Here is a 25,122-nt window from a genome sequence, read left to right on the forward strand (position 1 = left end):
CCTCTCTATAATCATTTGCTTTCATAGCGAGGTCTGTTGATGGATTCGGTGATACACGCATCCGACCGCATCGTGGTCAAGGTCGGTTCCAGTCTGGTAACCAACGACGGCAAGGGCCTAGACCTTGCCGCCCTGGCGCGCTGGGCCGCCGAAATCGCCGAACTCAAGCGCCGCGGCAAGCAGGTGGTGCTGGTTTCCAGCGGCGCCATCGCCGAAGGCTGCCAGCGCCTGGGCTGGACCGTGCGCCCCAAGGGCGTGCACGAATTGCAGGCCGCCGCCGCCGTCGGCCAGATGGGCCTGTGCCAGGCCTATGAAAGCGCCTTCCGCGCTTTCGGCCTGCAGACCGCGCAGATCCTGCTCACCCACGAAGACCTGGCCGACCGCACCCGCTATCTGAACGCCCGCTCCACGCTGGTGAGCCTGCTCAATCTCAACGTGGTGCCCATCATCAACGAGAACGACACCGTGGTCACCAGCGAGATCCGCTTCGGCGACAACGACACGCTGGGCGCGCTGGTCACCAACCTGATCGAAGCGGACGCGCTGGTGATCCTCACCGACCAGCAAGGCCTCTATAGCGCCGACCCGCGCAAGCATCCGGACGCCGAATTCATCCGCCTGGCCGAAGCCGGCGATCCCAGGCTGGAAGAGATGGCCGGCGGCGCCGGCTCCAGCGTCGGCACCGGCGGCATGATCACCAAGATTCTGGCCGCCAAGCGCGCCGCGCGCAGCGGCGCCGCCACCGTGATCGCCTGCGGCCGCGAGGCCCAGGTGCTGTCGCGGCTGGCCGACGGCGAAGCCATCGGCACCCAGCTGGTGGCCGCCACCAGCCGCATGGCGGCGCGCAAGCAATGGCTGGCCGACCACCTGAAGCTGTCCGGCCGCCTGCTGCTGGACGACGGCGCGGCGCTGGCCATCCGCGAGCGCGGCACCAGCCTGCTGCCGGTGGGCGTCAGCGCGGTGGAGGGCGACTTCCTGCGCGGCGAGGCGGTGGCCTGCGTCGACGCCGCCGGCAACGAGGTGGCGCGCGGCCTGGTCAACTACAGTTCCGACGAGGCGCGCCAGATCATGCGCAAGAGCACCCGCGAGATCGAGGGCGCGCTGGGCTATATCGTCGAACCCGAGCTGATCCACCGCGACAATATGGTGGCGCTGTAAGCGCCGTCCCGGCTCCACACGCGTTTTCCCGCCCCGGCCAGTGTCTGGCCGGGGTTTCATTTTTATCTGACACAAGGATGACAAGGTATGAACAAGCTGGCTCTCGCGGCGCTGATGACACTAGCCTGGGGCTCGGCATCCGCCGCGGATGTGCTGCATGTCTACAACTGGAACAACGCGCTGTCGCCTGACACCGCCAAGCGCTTCGAGCAAGCGTGCCGCTGCCAGTTGGTGCAGGACTACTACGGCGACAACGAGGAAATGCTGGCCAAGCTGGCCGCCGGCGCCAAGGGCTACGACATGGTGTTCCCCACCGCCTTCGCGGTGAACGCGCTGCTGAAGCAGGGCAAGCTGCAGGCGCTGGATAGAGCCAAGCTGCCCAATTGGAAGAACCTGAACCCCGGCTACCTGCGGCTCAACCAGCCCTTCGACCCCGGCAACCGCTATGCCGCGCCGACCGTGGTGTCGCTGACGCTGCTGGGCTACAACGCCAGCCAACTGAAAAAAGCCGGCCTAGCCGACAAGGCCAATAGCTGGGCGCTGGTCTTCGACCCGGCGCTGCTGGCCAAGATCAAGGGCAAGGTGACGGTGCTGGACAGCCAGCGCGAACTGATGGCCGCCGCGCTGATGTACCTGGGCCGCGACGCCAACTCCGTCAACCCCGCCGACTGGAAGGCCGCCGCCGACGTCATCCGCAAGGCCAAGCCCTACTGGGCGGCGTTCAACAACCAGAGCTACATCAAGGAGCTGACCGTCGGCAACATCTGGGTGGCGCTGGGCTATTCCAACGACCTCTACCAGGCGCAACAGGATGTGAAAGCCGCCAAGCGCCCGTTCGAGCTGGCCTACCAGCCGCAGAAGGAAGGCAATGTGCTGGCGATAGACAATATGACCATCCTGAAGGACGCGCCGCGCCCGGACCTGGCCTACCAGTTCATCAACTTCATGCTGGACGGCAAGAACGCCGCGGAGATCTCCAACCAGATCGGCGCCACCAATCCGGTGAAGGCGGCCGAAGCTTTCTTCAAGCCGCAGATCAAGGCCAATCCGGTGATCATGCTGGACCCGGCCAAGGGCAGGTACGTGGCCTTGAAGGATCTGGACGCGAAATCGCGCCGCGAGCTGAACCGCTTGTGGACGCAGGTGAAGATCGGGCGCTAGGAAGCGCTTAAGCGAGCTTGCGCTGCCTGCTGGGCCTGACAGGCGGATCGGCAGCCGCTCCTCCCCTTTGGCCCGTGCCGACAAAACCGCCTTGGACCAGTGGGTTTAAGCCGCCGTTTTTTCGATCGGCGGCTTCCTGGCGCAAGGTTGTATTGTCGGGGTTTCTCGGGCCGCAGGGGCGGCCTGGGGGTGCCGGGGGGCTGGCCGCGCAGCCCCCCCGGCCCGTCCGGCTGGCGGAACCGCCATGAAAAGTCGTCAGGCCGACTCCACCACCCTCACCCGCGGCCAGCGCTCGGCATAGCGCTTCTGCGCCAGCCGCTGCCGATAGATCTCCACGCTGGCCCGCGCCGGGTTGCGGCGCACCCGCATGGCGAACAGGTCGTCCAGGCCATAAGGCGCGATCAGGCGCAGGCTGTCGTCGGCGTTCAGCGCCACGCCCACCGCGGTGGCGTATTCTGGCCACGTCGCCACCGCATCCTCCAGCGAAGACAGCGGCTCAACCGCGTAGCCGAAATAATCGGCGAACCACAGATGGACGGCGGCCTGGTTGGTCACTTCCCAGGGCAGGCCGGGATGGGAGGCTTGCAGACGGGCTTGCAGCGCGGCGTCGCGCCCGGGGGAAAGGTCGCTGGCGTCGAAATGCGCCAGGTCGATGTCGGACAGGGCCGACGGCTGGGACGCGAAGCCATGCAGCGCATCCCACACCAGGCTGCGCAGCGCGCCGGCGCCTATGCACCAGTCGGCGAGATGCAGCGCCCGCGCCGCGCGCAAAGCCTCCATCAGCCAGGGGCTGGCGCGAACCAGCCCCCGCAGCCGCTCTTCCAGCATGCCGGCACTATTCCGGATGGCTGCGGCGTTCTTCCGCTTCCAGGCGGCGGAATTCCACCGCGCGCATGATCACATAGGCCAGCATCGCGCACAGGAAGAACAGCAGCACCACCCAGGCGATGGAGCGCAGCGTTTCGATGCCGGCGGTGTACAGCTCCAGCATCCAGCGCTCGCCGCCCAGTTGCAGCTGGCTGCTGCCCTTGCCCGGCAGCGGCGCCAGATAGCGCTCCAGCGACCACGGCCGCACGCCGCCGGACACGCCGCTGACCACAATGGCGAAGAACACATACTTGCGCCAGGCGTCGGCCAGCTCCTGGCCCAGGGTGCGGCCGAGGATCTTGGCCACGGCCGGGTCGAAGAAACGCGCGGCGGCGACGGCCGCGGCAACCACCACGATCAGGATGGTGGCGAACAACACGTAGAACATGATTTCTCGCTTACGGTGCAGATAATGGCATTGTACGCGATCCGCATGCCGCCCACCGGCGGCCGCGCTTGCGCGCGGGCAAACTCAGGCGTCTTTCGCCGGCAGGCCGAAGTGCAGATACGCCTGGGAGGTGGCCATCCGTCCGCGCGGGGTGCGCTGCAGATAGCCCTGCTGGATCAGGAAGGGTTCGATCACATCCTCGATGGTGTCGGTGGATTCGCCTATCGCCGCGGCGACGTTGTCCAGGCCCACCGGGCCGCCGGAAAACTTCTCCAGGATGGCGGAGAGCAGCTTGCGGTCCATCACGTCCAGGCCGGCCGGATCGACGTCCAGCATCGCCAGCGCGGCGTCGGCCACCGCCATCGTCACCACGCCGTCCGATTTCACTTCGGCGTAGTCACGCACCCGGCGCAGCAGGCGGTTGGCGATCCGCGGCGTGCCGCGCGAGCGTTTGGCCACTTCGAAGGCGCCGTCATCGGACAGCTGTACGTTCAAGAGGCCGGCCGAGCGGCTGACGATGCGCGTCAGCTCATCGGCGGTGTAGAACTCCAGCCGGGCGACGATGCCGAAGCGGTCGCGCAGCGGATTGGTCAACATGCCGGCGCGGGTGGTGGCGCCCACCAGCGTGAACGGCGGCAGGTCCAGCTTCACCGACCGCGCCGCCGGACCTTCGCCTATCATGATGTCGATCTGGTAATCCTCCAGCGCCGGGTAGAGGATTTCCTCCACCACCGGGGACAGCCGGTGGATTTCATCGATGAACAGCACGTCGTGCGGCTCCAGATTGGTCAGCAGCGCCGCCAGGTCGCCGGCGCGCTCCAGCACCGGGCCGGAAGTCTGGCGCAGGTTGACGCCCATCTCACGCGCGACGATGTGGGCCAGCGTGGTCTTGCCTAGGCCCGGCGGGCCGAACAGCAGCACGTGGTCCAGCGCCTCGCCGCGGCGCTTGGCGGCTTCGATGAAGATCTCCAGCTGCTCGCGCGCCTTCTTCTGGCCGACATAGTCGTCCAGCTGCTTGGGCCGCAGCGCGCGCTCCAGCGCCTCTTCCTGCTCGGACGCGCGTTGCGCGGTGACGATGCGGCGCTCCGGCGCGGCGCCGAACAGCTTGTCGGTTTCTATCATCGGGGACTCTTGGGGGAAATCTTGCTGCCGACATTCTAACACCGCGCTATACTCGCCGCTGGCCGCGCTGTGCGGCCAACGTCTTCGGGGCGGGGTGCAATTCCCCACCGGCGGTATGGCGCGCAAGCGCCGAGCCCGCGAGCGCCTTCGCCGCACGGCGAGGGGTCAGCAGATCTGGTGAAATGCCAGAGCCGACGGTAATAGTCCGGATGAAAGAAGACGACGCCAGCTTTCCGTCCGCGCCCGCGGCGGGAAAACTGTGTCGTATCCGCGCGTTTATCGCGCCGGATAGCCGTACGCTATCCGCTTCACGCCCACGGGACGTGTTTCTCAATCCATTATTTGAGGACCGTTTCCATGAACGCCCACACCGATATCCTTTCCCTGCGCGTCCACGCCGCGCTTGACGCCTTGCGCCGCGGCCTGCCGGTGATCGTCGCCGACGACGCCGACCGCGAAAACGAGGCCGACCTGATCCTGGCCGCCGACATGCTCACCGTGCCGGAAATGGCGCGGATGATCCGCGACGGCAGCGGCATCGTCTGCCTGTGCATCACGCCGGAGCGCGCCGCGCAGTTGGCGCTGCCGCCGATGGCCGCCGACAACGGCAGCCGCTACGGCACCGCTTTCACCGTCGCCATCGAGGCGGCCGAGGGCGTGACCACCGGCGTCTCCGCCGCCGACCGCGTCACCACCATGCGCGCCGCCATCGCCCCCGACGCCAAGCCCGGCGACCTGGTGCGCCCCGGCCACGTCTACCCCATCGTCGCCCGCGCCGGCGGAGTGCGCGAGCGGCGCGGCCACACCGAAGCCTCGGTGGAGCTGGCGCGTCTGGCCGGCTTCAGCCCGGCCGGCGTGCTGTGCGAGCTGATGAACCCGGACGGCAGCATGATGCGCGGCCCCCAGCTGGACGCTTATGCCGCACGGCACGGCCTGCCGCAGCTGACGGTGGCGGAGCTGGCCGAATGGCTGCAACGGCAAGACGCCTGAGGAGGACGCCATGTTCAGCGGCATCACCCAGGCCATCGCCCGCATCATTGCCGTCCAGGATGGCGACGGCAGCCGGCGGCTCACCCTCGCTTTCCCGCCGGGCTTTTGCGACGGCTTGCGGCAGGGCGCCAGCGTCGCCGTAAACGGCGCCTGCCTGACCGTGGCGGCGCCGCCGCAGGCAGACAACGCCGAGTTCGACCTGATCCTGCCGACGCTGGTCACCAGCACGCTGGCCCGCTGCCAGGCCGGCGACGCGGTCAACGCCGAGCGGGCGCTGGCCGACGGCGCGGAGAACGGCGGCCACGCGCTATCCGGCCATGTCGACTATCAAGCCACCATCGCCCAACGAGAGGCATGCGGCGACAACCTGCGCCTGCGGCTGAGCGTGCCGCCGGGCGCCTTGCGCTACCTGTTCGCCAAGGGCTACGCGGCGCTGGACGGCGTCAGCCTGACCATCGCCGACATCGACAAGCGCGAAGGCTGGTTCGAAGTGTGGCTGATCCCGGAAACGCGCCAGGCCACCACCTTGGGCGGCAAGCAAGCGGGCGACCGGATCAACCTGGAAATCGAGCGGCAGACCCAGGTGCTGGTCGACACCATGCGCGAGGCGCTGGAGGACAAGTTCGCGGCGCTGGCGCCGCTCCTGGCCGCCAGGCTGGACGACTTGGCCCCCGCGCTGCTGCCGGCTGCGCGCCGCCAGCCGGCGCTGGCGGCGCGCTGAACCCGGGCGGCGGCCGCGAACCAATCGGCCGCCCGCCTGTCTGCTGAACAGGGGCGCATCCGCGTCCCTGTTTTTCATCCCCGATGCCATGCTCCGCTTCCTTTCCTTCCGCGGCCTGCTGCTGGCCGGCTTCCTCGGCGTCGCGCTGATCCCCGCCGCGGCGCTGATGCAACTGCGCCACGAGTTGGGCCAGGCCGCCGACAGCGCCCAGCGCCAACAGCGCCAAACCCAGCGCTGGCAAGACATCGCCCGCTTGTCGCAGGAGCAGGCGCTGCAGTACGAGCGCGCCAGCCGCCAGGCTGCGATCCTGCGCGACCGCAAACTCGACGAAACCGCCAGCCAGGCCCGCGCCGAATTGCAAAGCGCGCAACGGACGCTGCGGCAGGATGCGCCGGCCGAGGCGCTGCCCGGCATCGACGCCGCGCTCGCCCTCTGCGCCCAGACGCCGGCCCACAGCCAACAGCGCGAGGCGCGCTTCCGCCAACTGCGCCGCGTGCTGGAACAGCAACAGCAAATCCTGGTCCAGGCCGGCGAGAAACGGCAAGCGAGCTGGCGCGGCGACATCGAGCGGATGCGGCTGCAAGCCAACCGCCTGGCCTGGCTGGCGCTGGCCGCCGCCGTGCTGCTGGCGCTGATCGTCACCCTGCTGATCCACGCCCCCTTGCGCGGCCTGCAGCGCCGCATCGCCCGGCTGGCCGGCGGCGCCCGCCAATTGAACTGGCGCCAGGCCGGCCCCGCCGACCTGCAGCGGCTGGGCCGGGAATTGGAGCAGCTGGACCGGCGGCTGGTGGAGCTGGAGCAGCAGCAGACCCGCTTCTTCCGCCAGGCGTCGCACGAGCTGAAAACGCCGCTGGCGTCGATACACGAAGCCGCGGCGCTGCTGCGCGAACAAGTGGCCGGCCCGCTCAACCCGCAACAGCGGCGCATCGTCGACATCCTGGGCAACAATGCGCTGGCGCTGCGGCAAAGAGTTGAGGCGCTGCTGAAGCGGGACGCCGGCCCCTGGCTGTCCACCACGCTGAACGTTTCCGCATTTTCGCTGCGCCGCTTGCTGGAGGCCAGGCTCGCCAGCTGCCAGCCGCTGTGCCAGGCCAAAGGGCTGATCGTGGCGCTGGACGGCATGCCGGGCGAAGTGCACGGCGATCCGTCCAAAGTGGAAACCATCGTCGACAACCTGTTGCTCAACGCCATCCGCCACAGCCCTCCCGGCGGCCGGCTGACGCTGCGCTGCGGCCGCGAGCGCGGCCAGGTCTGGCTGGAGATGGCCGACCAGGGCCCGGGCGTGGCCAAAGCATGCCGGGACAAGATTTTCGAACCTTTCTGGAGCGGCCCCGCGCCCGACGGCGAGCGCCCCGGCAGCGGCCTCGGCCTGACCATGGCGCGCGGCTACGCGCAGCTGATGGGCGGAGAACTTAGCCTGCTGGACCACGGCCCCGGCGCGCGCTTCCGCCTCCACTGGCCAGAACCGGAGCCGATATGACCCCACCCGTTTTTCCGCGCCGCTGGCTGCCGCTGTTATGGCTGCCGCTGCTTTCCGCCTGCGCGCTGCGGCCGCCGGCCGCGCCGGTCCGCTACTGCCCCGGCGGCGACGCGCTGCTGATCGCGCTGGATTGGCCGGACGAAGCCCTGCGCCAACGCTGGCAGGCCTACGAAGCCTGCGACAGCTACCGCCTGCTGCGAATCCTGCGCGCCAATCGCGCCGAGCCGGGCCGCCTGGCCAGCGAGCTGGACAAACTGCTGGCCGACAAGAGCCTGTCGCCGGCCAGCGCCGCGCTGGCGCGGCTGCAGCTGCGCCAGGCCCAGACACAGTTCCGGCTGCAGGACCAAAACGAGCGCCAGCAACAGCAATTGCGCGACCAGCAAAAACGCATCGACGACCAGGCCGCCAAACTGGACGCGCTGCGCCGCCTGGAGCTGGATCTGCCCAAACCCAATGGCCTGAGTGAAGGAAGCAAGCGATGAACGCCCCCGCCCGCATCGTCCTGGTGGACGACGATCCCGACCTGCTGTGCCTGGTGCGGCTGCGGCTGGAAGCCGCCGGCCACGAGGTGGAGGCGCTCTCCAGCGCCGAAGCCGCGCTGACGGCGCTGGCCGCTCGCCGCGCCGACCTGCTGCTGACCGACTGGCGGCTGCCGGGCATGGACGGCCTGCAGCTGTTCGAAACCGCGCGCCGCCGCTATCCGACGCTGCCGGTCATCCTGTTCACCGCGCACGGCACCGTGCCGGACGCGGTGGAGGCGGTCAGCCGCGGCGTGTTCTGCTATCTGGAGAAACCGTTCGACGGCCAGCTGCTGCTGGACAAGGTGGCGCAGGGCCTGACGCTGTCGGCGGGCGACGGCGCCGCCGGCGACGCTTGGCGCGCCGGCATCGTCAGCCGCGGCCCGGCGATGGAGGAGCTGCTGAGCGAAGCGCGGATGGTGGCCGCCACCGACGCCAGCGTGCTGCTGCAAGGCGAAAGCGGCAGCGGCAAGGAGGTGTTGGCGCGCGCCATCCACCAGGCCAGCCGCCGCGCCGGCCGGCCCTTCGTCGCCGTCAACTGTGGCGCGATTCCGGAAAACCTGCTGGAAAGCGAGCTGTTCGGCCACGAAAAAGGCGCCTTCACCGGCGCCGCCGTCCGCCACGAGGGCCTGATCCGCCAGGCCGACGGCGGCACGCTGTTCCTGGATGAGGTCGGCGACATGCCGCTGCCGCTGCAGGTCAAGCTGCTGCGGGTGCTGCAGGACCGCGAGGTGAGGCCGGTGGGCGGCGCCCGGCCGCTGCCGGTGGATATCCGCCTGCTGTCCGCCACCCACCGCGACCTGCCGGCCCGCATCGCCGACGGCCAGTTCCGCGAGGATCTCTATTACCGCTTGAACGTGGTGGCGCTGACGCTGCCGCCGCTGGCCGAGCGGCGCGAAGACATCCCGCTGTTGGCCCAGCATTTCCTGCAACAGGTCTCAGCGCGCTACGGCAAGACGGTGACGGGCTTCGCCCCGGACGCCCTCGCCTTCCTCGCCGCCGCGCGCTGGCCGGGCAATATCCGCCAGTTGGCCAATGTGGTGGAGCAGTGCTGCGTGCTGGCCACCGGCCCCTTGCTGACCCTGGCCCAGGTGGAGAAGGCGGTGGCAGGCGAGGCGCAGGCCATTCCGACGCTGGCCGACGCGCGCCGCGAATTCGAGCGCGATTACCTGGAACGCCTGCTGCGGCTGACCGGCGGCAATGTCAGCGACGCCGCCCGGCTGGCCGACCGCAACCGCACCGAGTTCTACCGGCTGCTGCAAAAGCATGAGCTGAACGCCGCCGCGTTCCAGGACGATTGAGCTTGTCGCCAGATGGCGACAGGCCCAAACCATTGATGGGACAGGCTTTTCCGGATCTCGCCGCCGCCGCTGTCGCCGCCAGGCGACAAAAGCCAGCCCGGCGGCGGGATTCCGCCCCGTAAAAAAACCATAAATACTTGATTTTAAATAAAAACCAAAGGCTGGCACGGGGCTTGCTGAATATCCGGCAAGCGCCGCGGACAGGCAGATCCGCCAAACCGCGGCAGTGACCTTCACCCAGTCCAAGGAGACTCTTGCCATGCGCAAAACCCTGATCCTCGCCAGCCTGATCCCCGCCCTGTACGCCGGCGCCAGCTTCGCCGAACAGAGCCAGCCCGCCAGCGCGCCGGCGGCGGAACGCCACGCCGCAGCCGCCCCGGCCGACGCCGAGCTGGGCCGCCAGGTCAATGAAGTGCTGGCCAAGGCAGCGCAGCTGGGCGCCAAGGTGGAAGCCCAGGTCAGCAACGGCGACGTGGTGCTGAGCGGCACCGCGCCGAGCCAGGAGGCGATTTCCCGCATCGCCGAGGAAGTGTCGCGGGTGCCCGGCGTGAAGAGCGTGCGCAGCCAGGTCAGCCTGCTGCCGGCCGGCTAAGCCGCTCCGCATCCGCATCGGCCCGCCTTCCCGGCGGGCTTTTTCATGCCGCGGCCTCAGGCCTTCATCAGGCTCTTCAAGGCCAGCCGCACGCCCTCGCTGACGGTGACGTCCGCCGGCAGGCTCTTGGTGGCCGCCGCCGCTTCCTTGTCGTTGTAGCCGAGCGCCAGCAGCGCGTTGACGATGTCGCTCTTCTCATCCGGAGTGGCGGCGAAAGGCAGGCCGCCCGGCACCGTCAGGTTGCCGCCGGTGGCGAGCTTGCCGCGCAATTCCAGCACCAGCCGCTCGGCGGTTTTCTTGCCGATGCCCGGCACCGACGACAGGCGCTTGATGTCCTCGCTGGCCACCGCGACGGCCAGCTCGTCGGCCGTCATGCCCGACAGCACCGCCAGCGCGATCTTGGCGCCGATGCCGGTCACCTTGATCAGTTGGCGGAAGGTCTGCCGCTCTTCCTTGCTGGCGAAGCCGAACAGCAGGTGGGCGTCTTCGCGCACCACCAGGTGGGTGAACAGCGTGGTATTCTGCCCCAGCGCCGGCAATTGGTAGAAGGTGGTCATCGGCACGTCCACTTCGTAGCCGACGCCGCCCACGTCCACCACCACCTGCGGCGGCAGTTTCTCGATCAATTTGCCGGTAAGGCGTCCGATCATGATGATTCTTTCCTGTGAATTCGTTGTGATTCGGCTGTAGCCCGCTTCGGGCTATCCGCGGCGGCACGCCCGGCGCAGCCGGGCATCGGCCTACACCAGCCGCCCGCCCTTCACCTTCAGGCCGCTCAGCGCCAGCTTGCCTATCGCCCCGCCGCTATGATTGGCATGGGTCAGCGCCACCGCCAGCGCGTCGGCGGCGTCGGCCTGCGGCGTGCCGGACAGGTTCAGCATCCGCACCACCATGTACTGCACCTGCTCCTTGGGCGCCTTGCCCTGGCCGACCACCGACTGCTTGACCTGCAGCGCGGTGTATTCCGCCACCGGCAGGTCCTTCAGCACCAGCGCCGCCATGCAGGCGCCGCGCGCCTGGCCCAGCATCAGCGTGGCCGCCGGGTTGACGTTGACGAACACCCGCTCCAGCGCCGCCTCGGTGGGCTGGTAGGTGTCGACCACCTGGTGAATGCCGTCAACCAGCACCTTGACCCGCTCCGCCAGCGTCGAGCCGCTCTTGTTACGGATCGCGCCGGAGGCGACGTAATGGCGCTGGTTGCCGACCACGTCTATCACCCCGAAGCCGGTGATCAGGCTGCCGGGGTCGATGCCGAGGATGCGCCGGCTCATGCGGTCCAGCCGGCGGCGATGCGGTCGGCCTCGGCCAGGCGCTCCGGCGTGCCGACGTCCAGCCACAGGCCGGACTGCACCTCGCCGCGGACCCGGCCTTGCTCCATCGCGGCCAGCAGCCACGGCAGCAGCGGGCTGGCCACGCCGGGCGCCACGCCGCGGAAGAAGGCCGGATGATAGGCGGCCAGGCCGCAGAAGGTGTATGGCGTGTCGCCGTCGCCGCAGGCCGCCACCCGGCCGTCGGCGCGCAATGTCAGGTCGCGGCCGGTCTTATAGCCTGCCTTGGGCGTCAGCGTCAGGTGGGCCAGCATCGATTCGCCATCCAGACGGCCAGCCGCCTCGACCAGACGCTGAACCGGAAAATCGCTCAACACGTCGCCGTTGAGCACGATGAAAGGGGCGTCTCCCAGCAGCGGCAGGGCCGTGGCGATGCCGCCGGCCGTCTCCAGCGCCTCGCCCTCCGGCGAGTAGGCGATGGACACCCCGAAGCGCGAGCCGTCGCCCAGCGCGTCTTCAATCTGCGCGCCCAACCAGGCGTGGTTGATCACCAGCTCCGTCACCCCTGCGCGGGCCAGCCGCTCGACGTGCCACTGGATCAGCGGCTTGCCGCCGGCCGTCAGCAGCGGTTTGGGCGTATGGTCGGTCAGGGGCCGCATCCGCTCGCCGCGGCCGGCGGCCAGTATCATTGCCTTCATGTTCTTCTCGCTCATTTCGGGAACAGGCGCTCGGCCGGGAAAGCGCCTTCGTTCTCCCAGAAGCCGCGTTCGCTGCGCTCGCTCAGCCGCCATTGGCCGTCCCGCAGCGTCAGCCGGGCATAGCGGACGCGGAAAGTTTCGCCGTCCCACTTGCCCTTGGCCGGAAAGTCCGGCGCGCAGGACACCAGCAGGAAACCATCACGGCTCTCCTTCCAGCCGCTTTTCAGCGCCTGGGCCAGGATGAAGGGCTTGGCCGGATCGCCGCCTGGCGGCTGGGCGAAGCGCAGGCCGCGCGCGCTCACGGTGAACGGCCGCGTCTCCACGCCGGAATAGGAGCCGAAGCCGGCGGAATGATCTTCGTCCAGCAGGAACACCGGCTTGCCGGCGTCGGCGAGCGCGCTGCGGCGGATATCCGCCAGCCGCCCCACCCGCAGCCGGCTCAGTTGGGCGCCGCCGCGCGTATACACACGCAATTCGGCCGGCGCCAGCGGCGGCGACCAGTCGCCGCCCTCGCCGCCGCCGCTGCCGATGCCGCCGTTGCGCTCGCCGGCCAGCCGCGCGTCCTGATACAGGCAGATTTTCAAATCCTGCGACGGCAGGCAGACGCGCGCTTGCAAGCCGGCCGCGCCGGCCAGGCCGGACATCAGCAACAGGCCGGCTCCCAGCGCCCGCATCAGCCGCCCTTCACGCCCAACACCGGGTAGCTGGACTGCAGCTCGGCGTCGGTTTCGTCCTGGCCCACCAGCTGCACCAGCAACTGGTAGAACGGCGCCAGCTCGTGGTAGCGGCGGCAGGCGCGCTTCAGGTATTTGATGAAGCGCGGAATCTCGGCGCGGTACTTGTCCTTGCCGTCGCGGTGGTACAGGCGGGCGAAGATGCCGGCCACTTTCAGGTGGCGCTGCACGCCCATCCATTCGAAGGCGCGGTAGAAATCGTCGAACGCCTCCGGCACCGGCAGGCCGGCGGCGCGCGCCTTCTCCCAGTAACGGATGGCGATGTCGAGCACGACCGGCTCTTCCCACTCGATGAAGGCGTCGCGCAGCAGCGACACCAGGTCGTAGCTGATCGGGCCGTACACCGCGTCCTGGAAGTCCAGCACGCCCGGCGCGCCGGCGCTCAGCATCAGGTTGCGCACGATGAAGTCGCGGTGGACGTATACCTTGGGCTGGGCGAGCAACGCCGGCAGCAGCGCCTTGACGCCGGCGTCCCACAATTGCCTCTGCGCGAAATTGAGCGGCTTTTGCAGTTCTTTCGCGCAGTACCATTCCGGGAACAGATTCAGTTCGCGCAGCAGCAGCGCTTCGTCGTATTCCGGCAACACGCCGGGCTGGCTGGCTTTCTGGATATCCACCAGCGTGTCCAGCGCCTCCAGCAGCAGATGCTGGTGCACCTGCGGCCGCTCGTCGTGCTGCAGCGCGGCCAGATAGGTGATCTTGCCCAGGTCTTCCAGCAGCATGAAGCCCTGCTCGCGGTCGCGCAGCAGGATCTGCGGCACCCGGACCATCGCGAAGACGTCGCGCACCATGACGTAGGCGTCGGTGTTCATCCGATCAGGCGGCGCGTCCATCACGATGCGGCTGGCGCCGTCGGGCCAGATCGCGCGGAAATAGCGGCGGAAGTCGGCGTCTGCGGCGGCGAACTCGACCTGGATTTCAACACCAGGATATTGCTGCGCCAGCCATTTCTTGAGCTGTTCCAGTCTTTGCATGTCGCTTTGTCGTGGTACTGATATAGAATTGGGCGATTCTATACCGCCCACTAGCCCCCACGATATGGCTTTGTGCATGCACAGACAAAAACTGACTCCGCTGGCCCTGGCTGTCGCCACCGCCTTTGCCCTGAACGCCCAGACCGCCCGCGCCGACGACGACGCGCCGATCGCGCTGCCCGCCCCGCCCAAACAACAAGGCCAGACCGTAGTCACCGCCGACCAGCTTGACGGCGAAATGAACGTGATCCTGCACGCCAAGGGCAATGTGGTGGTCACCCGCGACGATCAAAAGGTGGAATCCGACTGGCTGGACTACTACCAGGCCAAAAACCGCGTCAAGGCCGGCGACCGCTTCCACATGACGCGCGGCAGCGACGTGATCGACGGAAGCACCCTAGACTACAACGTCGACGACTACACCGGCACCGGCATGGATCCGGTGTTTTCGATGTCGCGGCAGAACCCGCCGGCGGCCAAAACGCCCGGCGGCCAGCCCGCCAAACCCGTCACCATGCGCGGCAACGGCAGCCAGGTGGACTTCCAGGGCCAGAATCAGTACAAGATCTACGGCAGCCGGATGACCACCTGCGATCCGGGAGACGACGCCTGGTATCTGCGGGCCGCCAGCACCGACCTCGACTACACCAGCGGCGTAGGCGTGGCGCACAACGCCTGGATGCAATTCTACGGCGTGCCCATCCTGTACACGCCGTGGCTGGACTTCCCGCTGAACGGCAACCGCAAGTCGGGCCTGTTGACGCCCACCTTCAAGACCGGCTCGTCGGGCACCGAGCTGTCGGTGCCGTACTACTGGAACATCGCCCCCAACCTCGACGCCACCATCACGCCGCACTTCAACGACAAGCACGGCAATATGCTGGCCGGCGAATTCCGCTATCTGGAACCCGATTACAACGGCAGCATCTACACCGAACAGTTGCCCAACGACAAGGTCACCAACACCTCGCGCTATGCCTGGAGCGCGCGCCATCAGCAGAATTTCGGCCACGGCCTGACCTTCGGCCTCGACTACAACCAGGTATCGGACAACAATTACTTCACCGACTTCGGCGACCAAGTCGCCATCGCCTCCAACATCAACCTCAACCGCGAAGCCTGGCTGAACTACGCGCTGGGCTGGCAGGGCGGCGGCGGCAACGTCACGCTGCGCACCCAGCACTACCAGAACCTGACCATCAACCCGCAGCCGACCGACATCCCCTACGCGCGGATGCCGCAGCTGACCTTCAACGCCAACCAGTCGCTGCCCAGCGGATTTTCCGCCAACCTGGTCACCGACCTGACCCGCTTCGACCATCCCACGCTGCAAACCGGCGACCGCTTCGTCGCCTACCCCAGCGTGACCTGGAGCTTCGACCGCAGCTGGGGCTTCATCCGGCCCAAGTTCGGCGTCAACTACACCGAATACAATCTGAACGCTTACCAGGGCAACGCCCAAGGCACGCTGAGCCGCACGCTGCCGATCTTCAGCACCGACGCCGGCCTGTATTTCGACCGCGACACCACCTTCATGGGGCGCGATCACCTGATGACGCTGGAACCGCGCCTGTTCTACGTCAACATCCCCAACAAGGATCAGAGCAAGCTTCCCAACTTCGACACCTCGGTCAACGACTTCAACTTCGCGCAGCTGTTCACCGAAAACCGCTTCTCCGGCTACGACCGCATCAACGGCGCCAACGAGATCACCACCGCGCTGACCAGCCGCTTCATCGACCAGAGCAACGGCCTGGAGCGCCTGCGCATCGCCATCGGCAAGCGCTACTACTTCAGCCAGCAAAGTATTGTTCTAGATGGCACGCCGCCGCAGGTGACCAATACCGGCAATGACTGGATGCTGAGCGCCGGCGGCGACCTGACCAAGACCTTCCGGTTGGACAGCAGCTACGAGTACAACCCGACCATCAACGCCACCCAACGCTACAACGTTCAGCTGCGCTACAACCCGGAGCCGGGCAAGGTCGCCAGCATCCGCTACCGCTACGGCATCTACGAGCTGCAGGACGACAACGGCACCTACGGCCCGCTGCGCCAGGTGGACGTGGCGGCGCAATGGCCGATCGCCAAGCGCTGGTACGCCATCGGCCGCTACAATTACTCGCTGATCCAGCAGCGCCCTATTGAGCAACTGGCCGGCTTCGAGTACAACGATGGCTGCTGGTCGGCGCGGCTGTACAGCCAGCGCTACGCCACCGACCTGACCACCACCAAGAACGCGGTATTCTTCCAGCTGGAACTGAAGGGACTGGGAGCATTGGGCAGCGGCAGCCTGCAAAGCGCGCTGCGCCTGGCCATCCCGGGTTACACCAAGACTAACGAGCAATAAAGCCTGACCATGAAAAAGACCCTGCTTGCCCTGTTGTTCGCCAGCGCCATGCAAGCCGCGCTGGCCGCTCCCGCCACCCCGGTACGCGAAGTGGATCGCATCGTCGCCGTGGTCAACAAGAACGTGATCACCTGGCAGGAGCTGAAGGCGCGCGTCGACGAGGCCATCAAGCAGCTGGAGGCGCAGAAAGTGGCGCCGCCCGCCCGCGACGTGCTGGAGCACCAGGTGCTGGAGCAGATGATCACCGAGGAAGTGCAGCTGCAATACGCCGCCAGCGGCGGCCTGCGCATCGACGACGCGGCGGTCGATCAAGCGGTGGCCAATCTGGCCAAGCAGAACAAGCTGAGCGAGGCCGGCATGAAGGCGCAGCTGGCCAAGGACGGCATCACGATGGATCGCCTGCGCGGCGACATCCGCCGCGAGCTGACCATCTCGCGCCTGCGCGACAGCGAAGTGGGCTCGCGGGTGATGGTCAGCGACAGCGAGGTGGACCAGGTGCTGAAGAGCGCGCAAAGCGCCAACCGCACCGAATACCATCTGGCCAGCATCCTGGTCGGCGTGCCCGAACGCGCCGACGCCAAGCAGATCGACGCGCTGTCGCAGAAGGTGCACAAGGCGCTGGCCGATCTGGACGCCGGCCAGCCGTTCGCCAAGGTTTCCGCCGCCTACTCCGACGCGCCCAACGCGCTCAAGGGCGGCGACATGGGCTGGCGCAGCGCCACCTCGCTGCCGGTGGAGTTCGTGCAGATACTGGAGCAGCTGAAAACCGGCGCCCACACCGACGTGATCCGCACCCAGCAAGGCTTCTTCATCTTCCAGCTGCAGGAGAAGCGCGCCGGCGGCGCGCCGATGCTGATCGAGCAATACCATGCTCGCCACATCCTGATCCGCACCAATGAAGCGGTGTCCGAAGCCGACGCCAAGGCCCGCATCGACCAGGTGCGCGACCGCATCATGCGCGGCGCCAAGTTCGCCGACATGGCCAAGCTGTACTCGGAAGACGGCAGCAACGCCAAGGGCGGCGACCTGGGCTGGGTCAGCCTGGGCGACCTGGTGCCCGACTTCGAGAAGGCGATGGTGGCCTTGCCGGTCGGCCAAGTGTCGCAGCCGGTGCGCTCGCCGTTCGGCTGGCACCTGATCCTGGTGGAAGGCAAGCGCAACCAGGACGTTTCCAGCGACCACGAGAAGATGGCGATCAAACAGCAGATCCGCGCCCGCAAGATGGAGCAGGCTTACGCCGACTGGGTGCGCCAGCTGCGCGATTCCGCCTTCGTCGAAGAACACCTGGACGACAAGTGATGCCGACGGCCCGGCCCATCCTGGCCGTGACCGCCGGCGAGCCCGCCGGCATCGGTCCCGACCTCGCGCTGCAACTGCGGCGCTTGCTGCCCGAGCGGCGCTGCGTCGTCATCGCCGACCGCGGCCTGCTGGCCCAGCGCGCCGGCCTGCTCGGCCTGGATGTCAGCCTGGCCGACTACCGCGCCGGCCAGATCGGCCCCGCCGGCGCGCTGGAAGTGCTGCACGTGCCGCTGGCGGCGCCGGCCGCGCCGGGCCGGCTGGACCCGGCCAACGGCCGCTACGTGCTGGATACGCTGGACGCGGCGATAGACGGCTGCCTGGCCGGCGAATTCGCCGCGATGGTGACCGCGCCGGTGCACAAGGGCGTGATCAACGAGGCCGGCGTGCCGTTTTCCGGCCATACCGAATACCTGGCCGAGCGCACCGGCACGAAAAAAGTGGTGATGATGCTGGCCGGCGGCGGCATGCGCGTCGCGCTGGCCACCACCCACCTGCCGCTGCGCGCGGTGGCCGACGCCATCACCGCGCCGTTGCTGTTCGAAGTGATCCGCATCCTGCACGCCGACCTGAAGCGCAAATTCGGCATCGCCGCGCCGCGCATCCTGGTGGCCGGCCTCAATCCGCACGCCGGCGAGAGCGGCCACATGGGCCGCGAGGAGATCGACGTCATCGAGCCGGCGCTGCACGCGCTGCGCGCCGAAGGCATCGAGCTGATCGGCCCCTTGCCAGCCGACACCCTGTTCAATCCCGACAAGCTGGCCCAGGCCGACGCGGTATTGGCGATGTACCACGACCAGGGCCTGCCGGTTTTGAAGCACGCCAGCTTCGGCGCCGGCATCAACATCACGCTGGGCCTGCCCATCATCCGCACCTCGGTCGACCACGGCACCGCGCTGGACCTGGCCGGCAGCGGCCTCGCCAATCCCGGCAGCCTGGTGGAGGCGGTGCAACTGGCCGCCCAGCTGGCCGCGCGCTGAGCCCCGGCCCGGCGGCGCCCGCCGCCAGGCTGTCCAACAATATCCATTCACACGAAAATTCTTCAAATCAAGAAGCAAGACCCCATCCGGGATGGGTTTTTCGCGCCGCAACATTGGGCTACACTGGCAGGCATTCCTCTAATAAATCAAAGCTTGCGGACAAATGACAGCCATCACCAGCGAACAGCGCCTGCGGGAGATCCCGTACAACTACACCTCGTATTCCGACCGTGAAATCGTGATCCGCCTGCTGGGCGAGCCGATGTGGAAATTGCTGGATGCATTGCGCGGCGAGCGCAAGACCGGCCGCTCGGCGCGGATGCTGTTCGAGGTGCTGGGCGACATCTGGGTGGTGGACCGCAACCCCTACCTGGTGGACGACCTGCTGGACAACCCCAAGCGGCTGTCCGCGCTGGTGGAGGCGATGCGCCACCGCCTGAACGAAGTGGAAAAGCGCCGCGACGGCAACGGCCGCGTCGGCGAGATGATCGCTTCGGCCCGCCAGGCGGTGGAACAGTTCGCCCGCCAGTTCGATGAAACCCGCGAGCTGCGCGCCCGGGTGTTGAAGAAGCTGACCCGGCTGACCCGCCGCGACAACATCCTGTTCGACGGCCTGTCGCGCGTCGCCCACGTCACCGACGCCACTGACTGGCGCGTCGAATACCCGTTCGTGGTGCTGAGCCCGGACAGCGAGGCGGAAATGGCGCCGCTGGTGCGCGCCTGCATCGAGCTGGGCCTCACCATCATCCCGCGCGGCGGCGGCACCGGCTACACCGGCGGCGCGGTGCCGCTGGACCGGATGAGCGCGGTGATCAACACCGAAAAGCTGGACCGCCACCTGGGCATAGAGCATATCGAGCTGCCCGGCTTGTCCGGCCCGCAGGCGACGATACAATGCGGCGCCGGCGTGGTGACCGCCCGCGTCTCCGAAGCCGCCGCCGCCGCCGGCCTGGTGTTCGCGGTGGACCCGACCTCGGCCGAAGCCTCCTGTATCGGCGGCAACATCGCGATGAACGCCGGCGGCAAGAAGGCGGTGCTGTGGGGCACCACGCTGGACAACCTGGCCAGTTGGAAAATGGTGGATCCGGACGGCCACTGGCTGCTGGTGGAGCGCATAGGCCACAACTACGGCAAGATCCACGACGTGGCCGAGGCGCGCTTCCGCGTGTCGCGGCTGGCCGACGACGGCAGGACCGCGGTGTCCAGCCGCGAGCTGGCGATTCCCGGCCAGGCCTTCCGCAAAGTGGGCCTGGGCAAGGACGTCACCGACAAATTCCTGGCCGGCCTGCCCGGCGTGCAGAAGGAAGGCTGCGACGGCATCATCACCAGCGCCCGCTTCGTGCTGCACAAGATGCCGCAACATACCCGCACCGTCTGCCTGGAATTCTTCGGCACCGTCGCCGAGGCCACGCCGGCCATCGTCGAGATCACCGACTTGTTCCAGCCGGGCGGCGCCTGCCTGGCCGCCGGCGTCCGGCTGGCCGGCCTGGAGCATCTGGACTGGCGCTACGTGCGCGCGGTCGGCTACGCCACCAAGGCCAAGAGCCGCGGCCGGCCGAAGATGGTGCTGATCGCCGACATCGTCTCCGACGACGAGAACGCCGCCGCCGAGGCCGCCAGCCAGGTGGTGCGCATCGCCAACGCCCGCCACGGCGAAGGCTTCATCGCGGTGACGCCGGAAGCGCGCAAGACCTTCTGGCTGGACCGCAGCCGCACCGCCGCCATCGCCCGCCACACCAACGCCTTCAAGGTGAACGAGGACGTGGTGATCCCGCTGCCGCGCCTCGGCGACTACAGCGACGGCATCGAGCGCATCAACATCGAACTGTCCATCGCCAACAAGATTGAGCTACTGGACACGCTGACCGAGTACTTCCACGGCCGGCTGCCGGTGGACAAGATGGACACCAACCTGCCGTCGGAAGAGCTGATCGGCGACAGGCGCGCCGCCGCGCTGTCGCTATTGGCGATCAGCCGCGACCGCTGGCAGTGGCTGCTCGACCACATGGACGCGCCCTATCCCGACTACGCCGCCCGTTGGCCGGACGCCCCGCGCGAAGACTCCGCCGCCCAGCCCGACACCGTATTCCACGCGCTGCGCGACTTCGTCCTGCGCGTCAGCTGGAAGCGCGAAGTGCTGGCCGAGCTGGAGCAGCTGTTCTCCGGCACCGCCGCCGCCGGCATCCGCGCCGCTATCGGCGAATTGCAGCAGCACGTGCTGCGCGGCCGGGTGTTCGTCGCGCTGCACATGCACGCCGGCGACGGCAATGTCCATACCAACATCCCGGTCAACTCCGACAACTACGAGATGCTGCAGACCGCCCACCGCGCGGTGGTGCGCATCATGGCGCTGGCGCGGGAGCTGGGCGGGGTGATTTCCGGCGAGCACGGCATCGGCATCACCAAGCTGGAATTCCTCACCGAAGCGGAAATCCAGCCTTTCCGCGACTACAAGGCGCAAGTGGACCCCAACGGCCACTTCAACCGCGGCAAGCTGCTGCCGGGCGCGGACCTGGCGCTTGCCTACACGCCGTCGTTTTCCTTGCTCGGCGCCGAATCGCTGATCCTGGAACAGTCGGACATCGGCGCGATCAACGACTCGATCAAGGACTGCCTGCGCTGCGGCAAGTGCAAGCCGGTGTGCTCCACCCACGTGCCGCGCGCCAACCTGCTGTATTCGCCGCGCAACAAGATCCTCGGCGTCGGCCTGCTGACCGAAGCCTTCCTGTACGAGGAGCAGACCCGCCGCGGCGTCAGCCTCAAGCACTTCGAGGAGCTGTCCGACGTGGCCGACCACTGCACGGTCTGCCACCGCTGCGTCAAACCCTGTCCGGTGAAGATAGACTTCGGCGACGTGTCGGTGGCGATGCGCAATTTCCTGCGCAAGTCCGGCAACAAAACCTTCAATCCCGGCACCGCTCTGGGCATGGCCTTCCTCACCGCCAAGGACCCGGCCACCATCAAGACCATCCGCGCCGGCCTGGTCGGCGTCGGCTACAAGGCGCAGCGGCTGGGCAACGCCGTCGGCAAGCGGCTGGGCCTGATCGGCGGGCAGAAAAAGCAGCCGCCGTCCACCGTCGGCCCGGCGCCGGTGAAGCAGCAGGTGATCCACTTCATCAACCGGCCGATGCCGGGCGGCCTGCCGAAGAAGACCGCGCGCGCGCTGCTGGACGTCGAGGACGCCAACATCGTGCCGGTGATCCGCAACCCGCGCTTGGCCGAAGACGCCGAAGCGGTGTTCTACTTCCCCGGCTGCGGCTCGGAGCGGCTGTTCAGCCAGGTCGGCCTCGCCACCCAGGCGATGCTGTGGCACGTCGGCGTGCAGACGGTGCTGCCGCCCGGCTACCTGTGCTGCGGCTATCCGCAGACCAGCGCCGGCTACCAGGACAAGGGCGACGCCATCACCACCGAGAACCGGGTGCTGTTCCACCGCGTCGCCAACACGCTGAACTACCTGGACATCAAGACCGTGGTGGTCAGCTGCGGCACCTGCTTCGACCAGCTGGCGCACTACCGCTTCGAGGACATCTTCCCCGGCTGCCGCGTGATCGACATCCACGAATTCCTGATGGAGAAAGGCGTGAAGCTGGACGGCATCAGCGGCCAGCAATACCTGTACCACGACCCCTGCCACACGCCGATGAAGACCCACCAGCCGCTGAAAGTGGTCAACGAGCTGATGGGCGGCGGCGTGCCGCTGTCCGACCGCTGCTGCGGCGAGGCCGGCACCTTCGCCGCCAGCCGGCCCGACATCGCCACCCAGGTGCGCGCGCGCAAGGAGGAGGAGATCAACAAGAACCTGCAGGCGCTGACCGGCGGCCAGCCGCCGGCCCTGCCGGTGAAGATCCTCACCTCCTGCCCGTCCTGTCTGCAGGGCCTGTCGCGCTACAACGACGACACCGGCACCGAGGCCGACTACATCGTGGTGGAAATCGCCAAGCACCTGCTGGGGCAGAACTGGCTGCCGGAATACGTGGCTCGGGCGCGCGACGGCGGCATCGAGCGAGTGCTGCTGTAACCGCCCCATCTCCATCGGCAAACGGCCGGTCTTGACCTTTCCCCTGGGGCAAGGTCCAGACTGGCCGCATCTGCCCGCGAAACCATCGCATGCTCACTATCGGACAACTGGCCCGCTGCCACGGCCTCAGCACCAAGACCCTGCGCCACTACGACGGCATCGGCCTGTTCTGCCCCGCCTTCACCGGCGCGGACAACGGCTACCGCTACTACCTGCCGGCGCAGGTGGAGGAGCTGGGCCTGATCGTCCGGCTGCGCCGGCTGGGTTTGTCGCTGGAAGACATCCGCCGGCTGTGCCAGGAAGGCGGCCTGCGGGATGGCGGCGCGCTGCGCGAGCAATTGCGCGCCCATGCCGCCCGCCTGCAGCAGCAGATCGAGGAAAAGCGCGGGCAGATCGCGCAGATCGCGCGCTATCTCAACCAAGCCGACTGGAGCCTTCCCGCCATGCAGACCCCCGACATCGTCACCCTCCCCGCCTTCCGCGTCATCGGCCTCGCCTGGAGCCCGCAGGACGAATACGGCATCCCCGAACTCTGGGGCCGCTTCCTGCTGCGCGAGCATGAAATCGCCGACGCCCGCCCCGGCAGCAGCTACGGCATCTGCCAGCCGCTGGCCGACGGCCAATGGCGCTACCTGGCCGCATTGCAAACCGCGCCGGATGCGCCCGTCCCTGACGGCATGGACGCCGTGGACGTGCCGGCGCAGCGCTACGCCCGCTTCCAGCACCGCGGCCCGGTGGCCGGCCTGCCCGACACCTTCCGCGCCATCCACGGCAGCTGGCTGCCGGCGGCCGGCCTGGAGGCGATGGACGGCATCGAGTTCGAATACATGGATCAGCGCTTCCTCGCGCCCGACCACCCGGACTCGCTGACCGAGCTGTACATCCCCATTCGCTGAGCCTCCCGGCCGTCCCATCCGGAGATGGCATTGCCGCGCGCCGCGCGGCATTCTATTTTCATAGGACAATCCGCCATTTCCACCCTGAAGGGAAGCGCGTGTCCGGCCCACTCGCCCGCTACCGCCTAGTCATCATCGTCACCTTGCTGCTGCTGGGCGGCATCGTCGTCAACGCCTGCCTGTACTACCGGCAGAGCAGCGACGAGATCCGCCGCAGCATCGTCGAGCAAGGCCTGCCGCTGACCGGAGATACCATTTTTTCCCAGATAGACCAGGGCATCCTGCGGCCGCTGTCGGTGGCCGCGCTGATGGCGCACGATACCTTTCTGGCCGACTGGATGCAAAACGGCGAGATCAGCCCCGAACGCGCCAGCCGCTATCTGAGCGCGATCAACGGCGGCAACGGCATCAGCGGCAGCTTCCTGGTTTCCGAGCGCAGCCGACGCTACTACTACGCCGGCGGCATCCACAAGATCGTCTCCGCCGCCAACCCCCACGACGCCTGGTATTTCCGCTGCCGCGGCATGCGGCAAGACCATGAGATCAATCTGGACCGCGACATGACCAATGGCGGCCAGGCCACCATGTTCATCAACCACCGGATGCTGGACGACCAGGGCCGCCTGCTGGGCGTGATCGGCGTCGGCCTGCCGCTGGATCAGTTGGCCAGGCAACTGGCCGCGCACGAGCAGCGCTTCCGCCGCCGCATCTACTTCATCGACCGCGCCGGCCGGGTCATGCTGAGCAGCTCGCGCGCCTTTCCAAGCGGCAAACGGCTGCAGGAGCTGCCGGGCCTGTCCGCGCTGAGCCCGGCGATATTGTCCGGCCGGGAAGCGCCGCAGCGGCTGGAATACAGCCTGGACGGCAACCGCTACCTGCTGACCAGCCGCTTCCTGCCGGAACTGGGCTGGCATTTGCTGGTGGAGCAGAACGCAAGCCGCGCGCTGCAGCCGCTGCGCGCCTCATTGCTGGCCAATCTGGCGATCAACAGCGCGATCCTGCTGCTGGTGGTGATGGCGGTGCTGGCCACCTTGCAGCGCCATCAGCGCAAGCTGCGCCAACTGGCCACCACCGACCAGCTGACCGGCTGCCTGAACCGCCTCGCCTTTCTCGACCTGCTGCCCGGCTGGCTGCGCCATTGCCAGCGCATCGGCGCGATCCCGCAACTGCTGATGCTGGACATCGACCACTTCAAACAGGCGAACGACCGCTACGGCCACCAGGTGGGCGACCGGCTGCTGCAGGAAACCGCCGAGCTGCTGCGTTCGCAGCTGCGCGGCAACGATTTGCTGATACGCTGGGGCGGCGAAGAATTCATGGTGCTGGTGGCCAGCCACGGCCTGGACGACTCGCTGGCCGAACGGTTGCGCAGCATCGTCGCGCGCCATCTCATGCAGGGCGCGCCGGACAAGCTGACCATCACCATCAGCGTGGGCATCGGCCTGTGGCAGCCGCCGGAGACCTTGGAAGCCGCCATCGACCGCGTCGACCAGGCGCTGTACGCCGCCAAGCAGGCCGGCCGCAACCGCGTCTGCCAGGCCATTCCCGCCCCGGCGACCGGGCAGGCAGCCTCCGCAGAAAGATGACGCTGGGTTATAATGCGGACTTTT

General features: G+C 67.8%; 22 protein-coding genes and 1 riboswitch. Of the genes, 14 read left to right on the forward strand and 8 right to left on the reverse strand.

Translation table 11 applies throughout. From position 1 onward, the window contains the following. The first annotated feature begins 39 nt into the window (after nt 1-39). Nucleotides 40-1,158: a glutamate 5-kinase gene (gene proB, locus MY55_RS02295; protein ID WP_043579597.1), complete on the forward strand. Its 1,119-nt coding sequence runs from the start codon at nt 40-42 to the stop codon at nt 1,156-1,158. A gap of 87 nt (nt 1,159-1,245) precedes the next feature. After that, nucleotides 1,246-2,319, forward strand: coding sequence for an ABC transporter substrate-binding protein (locus MY55_RS02300; protein WP_043579599.1), 1,074 nt, complete (start codon nt 1,246-1,248; stop codon nt 2,317-2,319). 255 nt (nt 2,320-2,574) lie between these two features. On the opposite strand, the gene MY55_RS02305 is transcribed toward MY55_RS02300, so the two are convergent. The 3 genes from MY55_RS02305 to ruvB all read right to left on the reverse strand — a co-directional run bounded on the left by MY55_RS02305 (nt 2,575) and on the right by ruvB (nt 4,696). Then, a complete protein-coding gene (locus tag MY55_RS02305; RefSeq protein ID WP_208856013.1) occupies nt 2,575-3,147 on the reverse strand; it encodes a nucleotidyltransferase family protein in 573 nt (190 codons plus the stop codon). Between the two features lie 7 nt (nt 3,148-3,154). After that, nucleotides 3,155-3,574 carry a hypothetical protein gene (locus tag MY55_RS02310; protein ID WP_043579601.1) on the reverse strand — a complete coding sequence of 140 codons (420 nt, stop codon included), beginning with the start codon at nt 3,572-3,574 and terminating at the stop codon, nt 3,155-3,157. A gap of 84 nt (nt 3,575-3,658) precedes the next feature. Then, entirely contained in the window at nt 3,659-4,696 is a 1,038-nt protein-coding gene (gene ruvB / locus MY55_RS02315; RefSeq protein WP_043579604.1) for a Holliday junction branch migration DNA helicase RuvB, read from the reverse strand. A 76-nt stretch (nt 4,697-4,772) separates the two neighbouring features. Continuing rightward, a riboswitch (FMN riboswitch) is annotated at nt 4,773-4,921 on the forward strand. 132 nt (nt 4,922-5,053) lie between these two features. Between ruvB and ribB the strand changes: the two genes are divergently transcribed. The 6 genes from ribB (at nt 5,054) to MY55_RS02345 (ending at nt 10,298) form a co-directional block, all read left to right on the forward strand. Next, complete coding sequence (gene ribB, locus MY55_RS02320; RefSeq protein ID WP_047244571.1) at nt 5,054-5,686, forward strand: 3,4-dihydroxy-2-butanone-4-phosphate synthase; 633 nt, start codon at nt 5,054-5,056, stop codon at nt 5,684-5,686. Nucleotides 5,687-5,696: 10 nt separating this feature from the next. Then, complete coding sequence (locus tag MY55_RS02325) at nt 5,697-6,407, forward strand: riboflavin synthase subunit alpha (RefSeq protein WP_065201916.1); 711 nt, start codon at nt 5,697-5,699, stop codon at nt 6,405-6,407. 88 nt (nt 6,408-6,495) lie between these two features. Beyond that, complete coding sequence (locus MY55_RS02330) at nt 6,496-7,887, forward strand: ATP-binding protein (RefSeq protein WP_065201917.1); 1,392 nt, start codon at nt 6,496-6,498, stop codon at nt 7,885-7,887. Next, nucleotides 7,884-8,369: a hypothetical protein gene (locus MY55_RS02335; protein WP_065201918.1), complete on the forward strand. Its 486-nt coding sequence runs from the start codon at nt 7,884-7,886 to the stop codon at nt 8,367-8,369. The genes MY55_RS02330 and MY55_RS02335 overlap by 4 nt, the downstream gene beginning before the upstream one ends. Next, on the forward strand, nt 8,366-9,706 hold the full coding sequence (locus MY55_RS02340; RefSeq protein ID WP_047243120.1) for a sigma 54-interacting transcriptional regulator: 1,341 nt from the start codon (nt 8,366-8,368) through the stop codon (nt 9,704-9,706). The genes MY55_RS02335 and MY55_RS02340 overlap by 4 nt, the downstream gene beginning before the upstream one ends. 259 nt (nt 9,707-9,965) lie before the next feature. Beyond that, nucleotides 9,966-10,298 carry a BON domain-containing protein gene (locus MY55_RS02345; RefSeq protein ID WP_047243119.1) on the forward strand — a complete coding sequence of 111 codons (333 nt, stop codon included), beginning with the start codon at nt 9,966-9,968 and terminating at the stop codon, nt 10,296-10,298. A gap of 56 nt (nt 10,299-10,354) precedes the next feature. Here MY55_RS02345 and ruvA read toward each other — a convergent pair whose 3' ends face one another. The 5 genes from ruvA to amgK all read right to left on the reverse strand — a co-directional run bounded on the left by ruvA (nt 10,355) and on the right by amgK (nt 13,972). Further along, entirely contained in the window at nt 10,355-10,948 is a 594-nt protein-coding gene (gene ruvA, locus MY55_RS02350; RefSeq protein ID WP_043579622.1) for a Holliday junction branch migration protein RuvA, read from the reverse strand. 90 nt (nt 10,949-11,038) lie between these two features. After that, nucleotides 11,039-11,569 (reverse strand): crossover junction endodeoxyribonuclease RuvC, encoded by a 531-nt coding sequence (gene ruvC / locus MY55_RS02355; protein WP_043579623.1) that lies wholly within the window; start codon nt 11,567-11,569, stop codon nt 11,039-11,041. Next, nucleotides 11,566-12,264, reverse strand: coding sequence for an N-acetylmuramate alpha-1-phosphate uridylyltransferase MurU (gene murU, locus MY55_RS02360; protein WP_080770320.1), 699 nt, complete (start codon nt 12,262-12,264; stop codon nt 11,566-11,568). Before murU ends, ruvC begins: the two co-directional genes overlap by 4 nt. 11 nt (nt 12,265-12,275) lie before the next feature. Then, entirely contained in the window at nt 12,276-12,938 is a 663-nt protein-coding gene (locus MY55_RS02365) for a hypothetical protein (protein WP_065201919.1), read from the reverse strand. Continuing rightward, complete coding sequence (gene amgK / locus MY55_RS02370) at nt 12,938-13,972, reverse strand: N-acetylmuramate/N-acetylglucosamine kinase AmgK (protein WP_043579629.1); 1,035 nt, start codon at nt 13,970-13,972, stop codon at nt 12,938-12,940. Before amgK ends, MY55_RS02365 begins: the two co-directional genes overlap by 1 nt. Before the next feature lie 76 nt (nt 13,973-14,048). On the opposite strand from amgK, the gene MY55_RS02375 reads away from it, so the two are divergent. The 6 genes from MY55_RS02375 (at nt 14,049) to MY55_RS02400 (ending at nt 25,098) form a co-directional block, all read left to right on the forward strand. Next, a complete protein-coding gene (locus MY55_RS02375) occupies nt 14,049-16,322 on the forward strand; it encodes an LPS-assembly protein LptD (RefSeq protein ID WP_047236204.1) in 2,274 nt (757 codons plus the stop codon). Nucleotides 16,323-16,331: 9 nt separating this feature from the next. Continuing rightward, nucleotides 16,332-17,621 (forward strand): peptidylprolyl isomerase, encoded by a 1,290-nt coding sequence (locus tag MY55_RS02380; protein WP_172670347.1) that lies wholly within the window; start codon nt 16,332-16,334, stop codon nt 17,619-17,621. Beyond that, a complete protein-coding gene (pdxA, locus tag MY55_RS02385; protein ID WP_065201920.1) occupies nt 17,621-18,598 on the forward strand; it encodes a 4-hydroxythreonine-4-phosphate dehydrogenase PdxA in 978 nt (325 codons plus the stop codon). Before MY55_RS02380 ends, pdxA begins: the two co-directional genes overlap by 1 nt. Nucleotides 18,599-18,761: 163 nt before the next feature. Then, nucleotides 18,762-22,616: a DUF3683 domain-containing protein gene (locus MY55_RS02390; RefSeq protein WP_065201921.1), complete on the forward strand. Its 3,855-nt coding sequence runs from the start codon at nt 18,762-18,764 to the stop codon at nt 22,614-22,616. An 89-nt stretch (nt 22,617-22,705) separates the two neighbouring features. Beyond that, nucleotides 22,706-23,512, forward strand: a complete 807-nt coding sequence (locus MY55_RS02395) for a MerR family transcriptional regulator (RefSeq protein WP_065201922.1) — start codon at nt 22,706-22,708, stop codon at nt 23,510-23,512. 98 nt (nt 23,513-23,610) lie between these two features. Then, on the forward strand, nt 23,611-25,098 hold the full coding sequence (locus tag MY55_RS02400; protein ID WP_065201923.1) for a sensor domain-containing diguanylate cyclase: 1,488 nt from the start codon (nt 23,611-23,613) through the stop codon (nt 25,096-25,098). Nucleotides 25,099-25,122 lie beyond the last annotated feature (24 nt).

Origin of the sequence: Chromobacterium subtsugae (assembly GCF_001676875.1) — a bacterium.
Taxonomy (GTDB): Bacteria; Pseudomonadota; Gammaproteobacteria; order Burkholderiales; family Chromobacteriaceae; genus Chromobacterium; species Chromobacterium subtsugae.